The organism is Endozoicomonas montiporae CL-33 (genome assembly GCF_001583435.1).
GTDB lineage: Bacteria > Pseudomonadota > Gammaproteobacteria > Pseudomonadales > Endozoicomonadaceae > Endozoicomonas_A > Endozoicomonas_A montiporae.
Window position 1 is genome coordinate 4,447,078 of sequence record NZ_CP013251.1, and the last position, 13,245, is coordinate 4,460,322.

Annotated in this window: 11 protein-coding genes and 1 pseudogene; 8 read left to right on the forward strand and 4 right to left on the reverse strand. The window is 49.3% G+C overall.

Annotation, left to right across the window (positions count from 1 at the left end):
• The first annotated feature begins 2 nt into the window (after positions 1-2).
• The 5 genes from nth (at position 3) to EZMO1_RS20350 (ending at position 6,550) form a co-directional block, all read left to right on the forward strand.
• Entirely contained in the window at positions 3-638 is a 636-nt protein-coding gene (gene nth, locus EZMO1_RS20330) for an endonuclease III (protein ID WP_034875835.1), read from the forward strand.
• Between the two features lie 71 nt (positions 639-709).
• Positions 710-1,870: a succinyl-diaminopimelate desuccinylase gene (dapE, locus tag EZMO1_RS20335; RefSeq protein WP_034875832.1), complete on the forward strand. Its 1,161-nt coding sequence runs from the start codon at positions 710-712 to the stop codon at positions 1,868-1,870.
• A 19-nt stretch (positions 1,871-1,889) separates the two neighbouring features.
• Positions 1,890-2,276 carry a hypothetical protein gene (locus tag EZMO1_RS20340; protein WP_034875829.1) on the forward strand — a complete coding sequence of 129 codons (387 nt, stop codon included), beginning with the start codon at positions 1,890-1,892 and terminating at the stop codon, positions 2,274-2,276.
• Between the two features lie 203 nt (positions 2,277-2,479).
• A complete protein-coding gene (gene plsB / locus EZMO1_RS20345; protein ID WP_051789905.1) occupies positions 2,480-4,969 on the forward strand; it encodes a glycerol-3-phosphate 1-O-acyltransferase PlsB in 2,490 nt (829 codons plus the stop codon).
• Between the two features lie 327 nt (positions 4,970-5,296).
• Positions 5,297-6,550 (forward strand): hypothetical protein, encoded by a 1,254-nt coding sequence (locus EZMO1_RS20350; RefSeq protein ID WP_034875827.1) that lies wholly within the window; start codon positions 5,297-5,299, stop codon positions 6,548-6,550.
• Positions 6,551-6,658: 108 nt separating this feature from the next.
• On the opposite strand, the gene EZMO1_RS20355 is transcribed toward EZMO1_RS20350, so the two are convergent.
• The 4 genes from EZMO1_RS20355 to adk form a co-directional block, all read right to left on the reverse strand.
• Complete coding sequence (locus EZMO1_RS20355) at positions 6,659-7,465, reverse strand: class I SAM-dependent methyltransferase (RefSeq protein ID WP_082212228.1); 807 nt, start codon at positions 7,463-7,465, stop codon at positions 6,659-6,661.
• Positions 7,466-7,551: 86 nt separating this feature from the next.
• Entirely contained in the window at positions 7,552-8,355 is an 804-nt protein-coding gene (locus EZMO1_RS20360) for an undecaprenyl-diphosphate phosphatase (protein ID WP_034875824.1), read from the reverse strand.
• A gap of 93 nt (positions 8,356-8,448) precedes the next feature.
• Positions 8,449-9,192 carry a tRNA (adenosine(37)-N6)-threonylcarbamoyltransferase complex dimerization subunit type 1 TsaB gene (tsaB, locus tag EZMO1_RS20365; RefSeq protein WP_236632014.1) on the reverse strand — a complete coding sequence of 248 codons (744 nt, stop codon included), beginning with the start codon at positions 9,190-9,192 and terminating at the stop codon, positions 8,449-8,451.
• 90 nt (positions 9,193-9,282) lie between these two features.
• A complete protein-coding gene (gene adk, locus EZMO1_RS20370) occupies positions 9,283-9,933 on the reverse strand; it encodes an adenylate kinase (protein ID WP_034875822.1) in 651 nt (216 codons plus the stop codon).
• Positions 9,934-10,145: 212 nt separating this feature from the next.
• Between adk and EZMO1_RS20375 the strand changes: the two genes are divergently transcribed.
• The 3 genes and pseudogenes from EZMO1_RS20375 to EZMO1_RS28295 form a co-directional block, all read left to right on the forward strand.
• The gene (locus EZMO1_RS20375; RefSeq protein ID WP_034875819.1) at positions 10,146-10,643 is read left to right on the forward strand and encodes a hypothetical protein; all 498 of its coding nucleotides are present in this window, start codon (positions 10,146-10,148) and stop codon (positions 10,641-10,643) included.
• Positions 10,644-10,815: 172 nt separating this feature from the next.
• Positions 10,816-12,420, forward strand: a complete 1,605-nt coding sequence (locus EZMO1_RS25850) for a C2H2-type zinc finger protein (RefSeq protein WP_086936430.1) — start codon at positions 10,816-10,818, stop codon at positions 12,418-12,420.
• Positions 12,398-13,114, forward strand: a pseudogene (locus tag EZMO1_RS28295) (IS91 family transposase); the annotation flags it as partial. The gene EZMO1_RS25850 and the pseudogene EZMO1_RS28295, both read left to right, overlap by 23 nt.
• Between the last annotated feature and the right edge of the window lie 131 nt (positions 13,115-13,245).

Consider the following 13,245-nt stretch of genomic DNA (forward strand, 5'->3'; position numbering starts at 1 on the left):
AAATGAATAAACAAAAACGTACTGAAATTTTTACCCGCCTAAGGGATCAGAACCCGAACCCGACCACCGAACTGAATTACAGCTCCTCATTCGAGTTGTTGATTGCCGTAATTTTATCTGCTCAGGCCACCGACGTAGGCGTGAACAAAGCCACGGATAAACTCTATCCGGTGGCCAATACGCCACAGGCGATTCTTGATCTCGGACTGGATGGCTTGAAAAGCTATGTAAAAACCATTGGCCTGTATAACGCCAAGGCAGAGAACATCATCAAGACCTGCGCCATGCTGCTGGAACTGCACAATGGTGAAGTGCCTGACAATCGCGAAGCACTGGAAGCCCTGCCCGGTGTTGGCAGAAAAACCGCCAATGTGGTGCTCAACACCGCCTTTGGACAACCCGCCATGGCGGTAGACACCCATATTTTCCGGGTGTCTAACCGTACCGGCATCGCCCCGGGCAAGAACGTACTGGAAGTTGAGAAGCGACTATTGCGCTTGGTGCCCAAAGAGTTTCTGGTAGACGCCCATCACTGGCTGATCCTTCATGGTCGCTACGTGTGTAAAGCCCGAAAGCCCCAGTGTGGCAGCTGCATTATTGAAGACCTGTGCGAATTCAAGAAAAAAACGTCCGACTAATGGGTCAACTTCAAATGTGAAACCAGTGCTACAATCGACCTTTAATAAATCATAACGACCAAAGAACCTGCATGACTTCTGAAACCCTGAAACTCGCCATGGATCTGATCAGCCGCGCTTCCGTCACTCCGGAAGACAAGGGCTGCCAGGAACTGATGATCAGCCGGCTGGAACCTTTAGGGTTCACCATAGAACGGCTGCGTTTCGATGACGTTGACAATTTCTGGCTACGCCGGGGCACCGATGCACCGGTATTGGCTTTTGCCGGGCATACCGACGTGGTGCCCACCGGCCCCGAAAGCAAATGGGATAACCCGCCTTTTTCGCCGGTTGTTGATGATGAAGGCATGCTTCATGGTCGTGGCGCTGCGGATATGAAAGGCAGTCTGGCCGCGATGGTGACCGCCTGTGAAGTGTTTCTTCAGGAACATTCCGATCATCAGGGTTCTATTGCCTTTCTGATCACCAGTGACGAAGAGGGGCCGGCCAAAAACGGCACGGTTAAGGTCGTTGAACATCTTGAAGCCCGAAATGAAAAAATCGACTGGTGCATTGTTGGCGAACCCTCCAGTACAGAACTTGTAGGCGATATCATCAAAAATGGCCGTCGCGGTTCCATGCACGGCCATATGGTCATAAAAGGGATTCAGGGGCATGTTGCTTACCCGCATCTGGCAAAGAACCCGGTGCATGAAGTCGCGCTGGCTCTGTCAGAACTGACCGGTGAGGTCTGGGACAATGGTAACGATTACTTCCCGCCCACCAGCTTCCAGATCTGGCATATTCAGGCCGGTGAAGGCGCCAGCAATGTTATTCCGGGCAAATGCGAGGTAAACTTCAATTTCCGCTTTTCCCCGGAAGTCACTGCCGAACAGCTGCAGCAGCGTGTCCTTGCCATTCTGGATGCTCATGAGCTGGACTATGACATTGAATGGCACGTCAGTGGACAACCTTTCCTGACCCAGCCCGGAGCACTGGTGAATGCAGCCAGCGATGCCATCAGGGCCATCACTGGCAGAACCACGGAACTGTCCACTTCCGGCGGAACCTCAGATGGTCGATTTATTGCGCCAACCGGTGCTCAGGTGGTTGAACTGGGGCCGGTCAACGCCACCATTCACAAAGTCAACGAGTGCGTAAAAGCGTCTGATCTGGATGATCTGAGCCGGATTTATCAGGGTATACTGACCCGCTTGCTGACAGACGCTCTTTCTGATGAACTCTCTTGCTGACTAACAAGCATTAACTAAGATGACTACACCTGAAACCATTCAAGACATTGAAATCTATGCCAAAAACCTCAAGCTGGCGGATATTCGCAGCTGGCTTGAGAGCTGCTTTACATCGGTAGAAACCGCTCAGAGTGGCAAAGTCGTTCACGACTTGATTCTGGACGGCAATATTCCGCTGATGATTGTTGAAAACGCCGTTGGTAAAGCCTGGACCAGCATCTGGTTTAAATCTCCACACACACCGTGGTCAGACGACCGGGAATGCGCCCGAAGTCTGCAATCCTTTGCCGGATGTCGGGTTCGTGCCAATGCTGCGCCATGGTCAGACGGCGAAGACATGGACGAATGGTGGCAGGTGACCGAGTCCGGTGAAGAAAGCACCGTCTCCTGGCCCAATGCTGGCTGATACATTTCAGCATGTGTGCAGGAGCTGCTCATCTTGCACACAACCAACATCGAGTACGTCAATTAAGCCTGCATTGATCTGGTTCTTTGCGAACCTCCGCACAATCAAGCTAAAATCACGCGGTTTGAAAAGGTGAGCCACAAGGTTGTAAACGTACCCGTTCACCTGACCTATTCATCTGTTTTGCAGGCTATAGCCATTCCATGCATAAACCCATTACACTTAGCCGCTATGTCTTTCACAGTTTGCGTAAGCTGCTCGCTCTGGTAACAAGACCCTCGGTACAGAACGATTCGGCTGAAACCCTTGGTATCCAGCCTGACAAGCCCGTTTGCTACGTTCTGCGCAACCACTCCCTGTCTGACCTGCTGATGCTGGAGAACGTGTGCCGCAAAGCCGGTCTGCCCCGTCCCTACGCTTATATTGATGCCGGTGCCAAAGAAGGCGACCGGGCGCATTTTTTCCTGACCCAGCAGGAAGGTCTTATTCTTCAGCGGGAACGCCCCAAGCACTCCGATACACTGGAAAACCTGCTGAAGCGGGTAGAAGAGAGTGAAGATCAGGACATACAGCTGGTTCCCGTCAGCGTATTCTGGGGACGGGCGCCGGACAAGGAACATTCTGCCCTTAAACTGCTGTTTGACTGGAATTTCAGCCTGGGTGGCCGGTTCCGCAAGTTCTTCGCCATCCTGATCCATGGCCGTCATTCCATGGTGCACTTTAATCCAGCCATGTCTCTGCGAGAGATTGTTGATGAAGGTCAGGATTATCCTCGCACCCTTCGCAAGGTTGGACGGATTTTGCGCGTGCATTTCCGCCAGCTTCGTGAATCGGTCATTGGTCCCGATCTGTCCCACCGCCGCAACCTCGTCAACACCCTGATTCATACACCCCAGATTCGCAAAGCCATTGAAGCCGAGGCTGCGGCTCATGACATTACACTGGTGGAAGCGGAACAAAAGGCTCGTACCTATGCTAACGAAATTGCATCGGACTATTCTTATCCGGTTCTGCGTTCTCTGGATATTCTGCTGACCTGGTTCTGGAATAAACAATACGACGGCGTTTCTATAAACAATGTTGAGAAAATTCGTGATCTGGCTCAAACCCACAGCATTGTTTATGTACCCTGCCACCGCAGCCACATCGATTATCTACTGCTGTCGTATGTTCTGTATTATGAAGGTCTGACACCCCCTCACGTTGCCGCAGGCATTAACCTGAACATGCCGGTGGTGGGCACCATTCTGCGCAAAGGCGGTGCATTCTTTATGCGCCGGACTTTCCGTGGCAATCCTCTTTACAGCAGCGTGTTTCATGAATACATGCACACACTGTCTACTAAAGGTTTCCCGATTGAATACTTCGTGGAAGGCGGACGTTCCCGCACCGGTCGAACCCTGAACCCGAAAACCGGTATGCTGTCCATCAGCATGCGCAGTTATATTCGCGACAGCCGCAAACCCGTCACCTTTGTTCCGGTTTACATTGGTTATGAAAAGCTGCTGGAAGTGAAAACCTATCTTGGTGAACTGCGCGGCAAGTCCAAGAAAAAAGAGTCGCCTTTTGACGTTTTCACCACACTGGCTGCACTGAAAGACCAGTTTGGTAAAGCCTGGCTGAACTTTGGTGACCCGATTAATCTGGGCACACTGCTGGACAAACAGGTGCCGGGCTGGGAGAGCCACACTTCCATTGAAGAGAAACCCGTGTGGCTGAAGGAAGCTACCAACCAGCTGGCCTTTAGCATTGCCAGTGGTATCAACTCCGCTGCGGTTCTGAACCCGATCAACATGGTCGCCATGGCTTTGCTGTCTTCACCACGACACGCTCTGGGTGAACAGGAACTGGTACTGTTGCTTGATACCTACAGTCGTATCATGAGCCGTTGCCCGTACAGCTCCAAAACAGTGATGACGGATCTGGATGGTCACGCCATGCTGCGCTATGCGGAAAAACTGAATGTTGTAACCAAAATCAGCGATTCTCTGGGCGACGTTTACAGCCTTGAAGAAAAGACCGCAGTCGCCATGACTTACTATCGCAACAACGTATTGCACATGTTTGCAGTACCTTCATTGCTGTGCTGTCTGTTTGTTAATAATGACCGGCTGTCCCTGCGCGAGATTTACCGCGTGTGCACTATTTTGTACCCCTACCTGAAAGCCGAATTGTTCCTCCAGTGGAGCGAGCAAGGCTTTATGCGAGTGGTACGCAAGTGGCTGAATACCTTGGTGGATGAAGGGCTGATTACCGTAGACAGCGACAATGTTTTCTATCAGCCAGAACAGAGTTCGGCCAAGTACGTCATGCTGACCGTTCTGTCCCGTGCGATTTCCCAGACCATTGAACGCTTCTACATGGTGATCAGTTTGCTGATCAGTAATGGCAGTGGTTCTATTGAACAGGAAACGCTGGAAAACCAGAGCCGGGATCTGGCACAACGCTTGTCGATTATTCACGGTCTGAATGCACCGGAGTTCTTTGATAAATCCCTGTTCAAAGGCTTTATCGAACAATTGCGTCTGAATGGCGTTCTAGATATCTGCCAGACCAACAAGCTTAACTTTGGTGAAGAGGTTGTCATGGTCGCAGATGAAGCCTTCAAGGTGCTCACCAGCGAAGTGCGCCACAGCATTCTGCAAACCACGAAAAGTCAGCCTGCACCGATTCCGGAGCCGGGTGAAGACTAATATCAATCAAAATAATTAGCTATTCTATTGCGATTGGTATAATACCAATCAAAATAATTAGCTTCGTTATGAGCATGCCTTTTCAGCCGGTTAGGCAAGGCGGCGTGAGAAGCCATAGCCGTAGCTATGGCGACGAATGCCAACGCAGAATAACCGGCTGAAAAGGCAGCGCAATAGAATAGCTAATTATTGCGATTGGTATAAGCCCTTCCTGCGGGTTCAGAGCCTGACATAACGGTTCTGAACCCGCGATCAAATCTGACACACCAATGTACATATTTTCTTTGCCTATACTTTTGCGGTTATAGAGCCAAAGGTGAATAAGATATGTACTTTAAAAAACTGATAAAATTAATCGTTCCCCTATCTCTGATTACGTTATTCGGGCTGATTTCTTCCGTTTGGGCTACTTCCCCTGTATCTGATAACGAATCAGATGTTAAATCAGTTAAAGGCAAGTTGATGTCACGCTGGTTTATAAACAAGAACGACAACTCAGGCAAAGCCTTCTGTGAACATCATTTAATGATTGCAGTAGAAGGTGGCGGAACCAATACCCGCATTCGCATCACCACCCCTAACCCTGTAGATCAATCCAAGCCTTACGAACAAGTATTAAAACAAGGTAGCAACATTTATCGAACGGCTGAACAGGCCATCGACGTAACCCGGCTTCTGATTCAGGAAGGCGTTGAAGCCGTAGCTTCAAAAAACCACTGGAACAGTCAAAATACTTGTTATGAACTGGCGCTTGGAATGGCAGGCACCGAAGGAAACAATAATGATACTTTCCTGAAAGCACTGCAGAAAGATCCCCGTATGCAAAAGGCCGTTCTGGGATCAGATGCCGAGACCGCCTGGCTAAGTGTTTTTGACAGAGAAGGACTGATCGTTATTTCCGGAACGGGTGGCATTACACTTGGCCGCAACCATAAAGGTCAGGTCTATAGAAAAGGCGGATTCTCAGTACCGATGTCTGACACCCCTTCAGCTGCCGCTCACGCCCTGCATTATGGAAACTGTATTCACGATATTGTGAGTTTTGAAAATGAAAACGTATTTATCCCAGCTGGCGTTCATCTGGGCTTTTTTCAAAAACTCTTGAGCCGGAAGCAGGGATCTGGCAATGACGTCTTTATGTACTTACATGGTCTGGTAACCAGAGATCTGAGCCAATTTGCAGCGCTTGCTAAAGATATTCAACAATATTTCGATGGCTCGTTGATGTCAGAAGCGCTTCGGATCAGCCCCTCGTGTGAAGGGTATAAAAACGCTGGCATTGGAAGCAATCAGGGCAAGCCAGACGCAGGAAGCACGTCGATGGACTGGTCGAATAAAGATGACTGCGCAAATACAGCTATGGAAAAATCCATTCAGGATCTTACCAAGGCAGTATCCATTACTAATCCGGCATTCCAAAACTTGCCGTTTGCTATTCATGGCACTTTTGGCAAGGTTGTCTGGGACAGTGCGGTTCAATATGCCAGTATCCATGAGCACATTAGAAAGAGAAAAGTAGAACAGCCCATTGACCCACTGGCGGGTGCGTTGAAAATGTTGAAGGATATTCCTGTGCAATAATTTGCATTCACTGGCCGCTCTGAATTATACCAATTCCGTTTTCTAAATATGAATTGGTATTAAATCAGCAGCGGCCTTTTCCTGCTCTTTATGAGTCCCTCATCTGATTTATTTTTCTGACCCGAAAGCCTTATAAGCGTGAATATCATAACGACAGGCTTTACCTTCCAGTCGATAGGTTGGCTCTTTACCGGCCAGATCCGGTGCCAGCCTTGGACGTTTTACCACAACACGAAACTCTGCCAGTGATTCTGCCGGTGCCAGCAGTTCATCCGCATCGGGGTCGCCACTGAGCAGATCCTGAAAAATACGCATCTCTTTTTTGACCAGTGCCGATTTTTCCCGATGAGGGAACATCGGGTCCAGATAAACAACATCAAACTGTCGCCCATCGGTGGCAAGGTCTTGCATAGCCTGACGACTGTCGTCGTTAATGAGCGTCATTCGGCTGGCAATATCAGCTACTTCCGGGTTTTGCTTTGCCCGGTTAATGCCGTCCTGTAGCAGCGCCGCAATCACCGGCGAACGTTCAATCAGAGTGACGGTACAGCCCAGACTGGCCAGAACAAACGCATCACGTCCCAAGCCACCGGTTCCATCCAGCACATGTGGCGTTACACCTTTATTCAAGCCAACTGCCTTGGCAATATCCTGACCTTTGCCACCGCCAAACTTGCGCCGGTGTCCGGCTTTGCCACCCACGAAATCCACAAATACCGGCTTTTCTTTATCACCGGCACGGCGAAGACATAAGGTATCGTCCATAAAACCGAGAATAAGCGAACCTTTTTCCAGAGTACGGGTATCAAACACCCGTTCCGAGCCGGGGATTTTTTCATGCAGATCTGTCAGGCAAACGTGTTTCTCCAGCCCTTCGACCAGGCCGGAGTAATCAATGTAGAGAGAGAAGGACATCCGCAGCTTTCTCATTAAAAAATCAAATGAGAGTTTACCATTTAGACGGTGCCGAAGTATGTTGCTCTTGTTGCTTCAATCCAGGATCATCCCAACATGACCCAGAGCAGCACAGCCCCCAGACAGAAGCGGTAAATCACAAAGGGCATCAGGCCAATGCGGTTAATGAAGGCGAGAAAGTAATGGATACAGATCCAGGCGCTGACAGCCGCCACCAACGCTCCACCTACCAGTACAGACCAGTCCACCGGAGCCGTGTCTTTAATCAGATCGAGCGTCAACAGTGAGCCAGCACCAAGAATCACCGGAATGGATAACAGAAAAGAGAAACGGGCAGCGGCTTCTCTGGTGAGTCCCAACATTAATCCGGCTGTCATCGTAATCCCTGAACGGGAGGTGCCGGGAATCAGGGCAATCGCCTGGGCAAATCCGATAATCATTGCCTGCCTGAAGGTCAGTTTTTCCAGAGGCTGTATACGCCGACCTTTCAGGTCTGCCCAACCCAGCAGCGCACCAAAGATCAGGGTGGTTCCGGCAATGACACCAATGGTTCGCATGACTTCATCCAGCCCGATGGCTTTTAATGCAAAGCCAAAAGCCACCGCAGGAATGGTGGCAAAGATAAGATACCATCCAAGGCGGCTGTTAAATGTCGAGCCTTTACCGACCAGTGAGCCCAGCCAGTCGATGGCAATTCTGAAAATGTCGTTACGGAAATAACCAATAACCGCAGCCAGCGTACCAATGTGAACAGCCACATCAAAGGCTAACCCCTGATCGCTCCAGCCCAATAGCTGCGCCGGAAGAATCAGATGCCCCGAGCTGGAAACCGGCAGAAACTCGGTGATGCCCTGTATCAGGGCAAGAACAAACATTTGCAGAAAATCCATGAGTGGCACCTGTATCCATTGATAATGGTTATACAAGTATGTCGCCCCGAAGGAAGGTATCTCAAGGCTTTTCCGCAGGGTATCTGACAGGTGTTATCGTTCGCTTTTCTTCAACGCAACTTTATCACGCAGGTAGACAGGCATGGCCTGTTCAGCCGAAACTGTCAGCCCTTCGTTAAAATCGAAAGCTGCCAGCGTCGCAATGTCTCCGGCACGCGGGTAACAATCTGCATGGCAATCCACGACAGTGGCTGCCGTTTTTTCACGGAAAGCCCAGCCTGTTCCCATACCCAGCCATTGCTCATTACCCTCCGGGGCGATGCTCTGTGGAACAAGGACACTTTCCGGAGCAATAACCATTTCGTCCTGAGCCGGTTTCATTAAGCCATCCTGCTCCCGAAAAGCGCCCCAGTAAACTTCATTCATCCGGGCATCAATGGATGACAAAACAGAGGTGGTACCAAAACGGCGAAAACCTTCCTGCGCCAGAGCCGCCAGTGTGGAAACACCCAGCACCGGTTTATCCACAGCAAAGGCCAGCCCCTGAACCATAGCGGTCGCAACCCGTAAGCCGGTAAACGCTCCCGGTCCACGGCCAAAAGCCAGGGCATCCATTTCGTTTAATGAAAGTCCGGCATCGTCCAGAATCTGCTCAACCATCGACAGCAGTTCACGGCTGTGACGACGAGGCAACATCTGAAAATTTTCAATTATTTCACCATCAAGGTTCAGTGCTACAGAGCATGCCTCGGTGGCAGTATCCAGTGCCAGTAACTTCATGGGGTTCTCTGGGTTAATACCTTTACATGGTTGTCGTAAAAAATAAAAAGGACGCATAAGGCGTCCTTTTTATCGGTGTCATCTGACTGGGTAAGCTGCTTATATTACGCAGCTATCCAACGTAGCTATCCAACGTAGCTATCCGTATTACGCAGCTACCGGCTTCAGAGCGTCCAGCACCTTAGCTTTGATGTCGTCAACGCTACCTACGCCTTCAACGCTGGTGTAACGGGTTTCACCGCCCGCTTTCTGGTAAAAGTCTACCAGTGGAGCGGTCTGGTCGTGGTATACGCCCAGACGATGACGAACGGTTTCTTCTGCGTCATCTTCACGCTGAATCAGGTCTTCACCCGTCACGTCGTCCTTGCCTTCAACCTTTGGCGGGTTATAAACGACATGGTAAGTACGACCGCTGCCCGGATGAACACGACGACCCGCCATACGCTGAACAATCTCTTCATCTTGTACGGCGATTTCAACAACGTGATCAATCTCGACACCCGCATCACGCAGGGCTTCGGCCTGCGGAATGGTACGAGGGAAACCGTCAAACAGGAAACCGGCAGCGCAGTCAGCTTCCGCAATACGCTCCTTCACCAGGGCAATGATGATTTCATCAGAAACCAGAGAGCCGGAATCCATAACGGCCTTAACTTTCTTGCCCAGTTCTGTGCCGTTTTTAATGGCGGCACGCAGCATATCGCCAGTAGAAATCTGGGGAATACCGAATTCTTCCATGATGAACTGGGCTTGTGTACCTTTACCTGCGCCCGGGGCACCCAACAGAATCACTCGCATGAATAATGCTCCTGTCTAAAGCCTGCTTCGAAGTGTTTATACCCGTAAGCCAGCTTCAATTGACCGATATCTAAAAAGGCACACAGCATATACACACCCGTTGCCTGATACAAGAGTGCGATACAAGTTTCAAACTGAAATTCACAACGAATAAATAAAACGAGCTTTTATGCCGATAGGTTATTTAAGGATCGACTAACAGAGGCGCGGACATGTCCGGAAACAGAGCGAAAGCCCGAGCTAAAGCGGGTTTTCTCAGTGCAGCATTGTCACTGTTGATACTGCTGATACTGCTGCCATTGACTGCCCAGAGTATCCCAAACACCCGGATAATGGGCTATCGCTGGTTGCTCTCGGCCATTAAAAACAATCAGCCACCCAGTGGCTATATCGATCTGGCGAAATGCAGCATGACCAAAAACATCAGCGACATGCAGGCAGATCGTCGTACTTATCAAATTTCATTCACTGAGAATTTCTCGTACAACCCAGATAACGGAGAAATTGTCACCATAATGAATATTCTTTACCAGCAGACCAAAGACCTGAACGGAACACCTGTATTAATGAGTCGTCCTGCCACCACTATTTTATCCGGCAAGCCCCAGGGGAGTTTCCTCAATTATCAGATTGTGATGAATTATGATGGCAAGACATTGATGCAGCTTTATCAGTGTCCTTGGGATAAGGCTGTTTTTTTGTGGCGGTAAGTTCATATGAATTAGAGCGACAAAGGCGAAGACAGCATCAATTTTAGGCAACGTGTGTCTGACCATGCTTCTCAGACTCTACTCTGACAAGGTAGGCCGCTTCGCGGCGACTTTTTGATCTGTGCAGCCCTCCAACAACTGATAAAGCTTCCACACTTTTTATTGTCTATCCTTGCTGTCTCTGGTTGTAAAACAACAAAGGATAAAGACTATTAAAAGTCTAATTTTTCAGATACTGCTCTTCGTATCTTTCGCCTGTTTGGCCGAATCGCAGACTCACAGTTTTATCGTTGAGCTTGGATACAATGCGGATTCGCCAAACCAGAATTTATCTATAAAGCTTGAGTCGGACACATTGCCTGCAATGCAGATGGTTTATATGGAACCTTTACAAGGCAAACCAACAGAAATTATCAGCACAAACTGCTATTCAGGCTCAGACACGCCACCTGAAGATAAGCCCTATAGGCCAAGAGGTCTCTGGGAAAGCCTGACAACGGTTGTTGAGTCGGTTACTTTGCAACTGCTCTATGCCTCCAATAAAGTCATAGGTTACGAGCTGCTTCTGACACTTCAGGAAGACTCGCTATCCCCTCAACCTTTTTTATGGATACCCGTGGTAGCGACTGTTGTCGTTGGTTGGTTATCCAGAAATCGCTGGAACCCGGAAACGCCACTATTTAATCAACTCGATGAGCAAGAGTTTAACAAGCAACATGAACTTCAGATAATCTCATTTATGTTCGAGCCGCCTTCCAATAGCTCTCATTCATCAATGGTTCTATTCGGCACCCCGCAACCAAACTATCCTCATTCGCTTCGGTTCTACAATACCTGGGCTAATACTCATGGTGGTAGTAATGGTGGCGGCTGGCAAGAAAGCCAGCATACCTTAGGTGATAACTGTTACATCGGCGGCTGCTGGGGAAGGTGCCAATATGCACTGCCTAATGAAGCACTTCTGTACGATAATCATTACGGCACCGATCAGTATAAAAATGTATTCGCTGATGGATATGGGCAGCAAACATACGGGCAGGCCAATACTGAAAAGGATTACACCGGGGGGACAAACCATAGTACACATCCTGAAGGCTGTTTATGCGATAATTGTCTTGGTTCAAATTTGTTTTTCTGCTCGACTTCTGAAAGTACAGATACTACTATTCACTTTACTTCAATGAATTCTAACTCCTGCACTACAGAAGCGACCAGTACAGCACTTTCAAAACCAGTCACAATTGCCAATCCTAGTTCTAATTACGTAGTTTCTGCTGAACCATCGGAAAAAAAATGCAAGCAGACCCACTTGCCATCCGATCAAAGACCCAAGAGACCCAAAACACACGAATGTGACAAGTGCGGCTACAAAACCGATCGCGCTAGCATTTTGGAAAGGCACAAGCAGACCCACTTGCCCTCCGATCAAAGACCCAAAGCACACGAATGTGACAAGTGCAACTACAAAACCGATCGCGCTAGCAGTTTGAAAGCGCACAAGCAGACCCACTTGCCCGCCGATGAAAGACACAAAGCACACGAATGTGACAAGTGCAACTACAAAACCGATCGCGCTGGCAATTTGAAAACGCACAAGCAGACCCACTTGCCCTCCGATCAAAGACCCAAGAGACCCAAAATACACGAATGTGACCAGTGCGACTACATAACCGATCACACTGGCCATATGAACAAGCACAAGCGGACCCGGCACCCAGCTACAGGGCCAGACAACAACAATTCTGACGACGACAATGCGCCTGCCAACCCGCCTTAAAGAACTGTTCCATAAGAATGGCTTGTGGTGGCGTTTTTATCAGAAGCATAAACACCGCATACGCACTGCCATCGTCGATAACGTCATCAAAATGCTCAGCTGCGGACTGACCGTTCGTGGCTATGCCGTGTTTCAGTGCAGCAACCAGAGCTGTACCCATCAAAAGAAAATCTGTTTCAGTTGCAAAAGCCGGTTCTGCCCTACCTGCGGCAAGAAGCTCACGGACCAGTGGATAGAGCAACAGAAAGCCATTCTTCCGGATACCCAATGGCAACACATCACCTTCACCATGCCTTCGGAGCTTTGAGAACTGTTCCGTTATAACCGTCATTTATTGGGAAAGCCCAGCGCGCTGGCTGCGAAAGTTATGACGAAGCTCTCCGAAAAGAAAGGGTTCTTACCCGGCATCTTCACGGCACTACACACGTTTGGGCGTGACCTGAATGGAATGTTCACGTCCATCTGTCCATCACCCGCGGCGGGTTAACCGATGACAAAAAGACATGGAAGGAAATCTTCTTCAGCAAGCAGGTATTGATGCCCATGTGGCGGTACGAAATCATCAACCTGTTTCGGCAGGCATTCGCTCGTGGTGAACTGAAGTTACCGGAATCCCTTAAAAAGACTGGTGCTGCTACCAAAACAACCTTTAACCGCTGGCTCAATATCCACTATAAGAAGCTGTTCATGATCTTTTGAGGAAAGCGAAAATGGTGAGAAATTGTTGCTGTTTTTTGATCTCATGAGGCGCGTAGTGGTGCTACGCAACGAATGAGATCAAAAAACAGGGGCAATTTATCGACATTTGCAGCCCTCAATAAGATC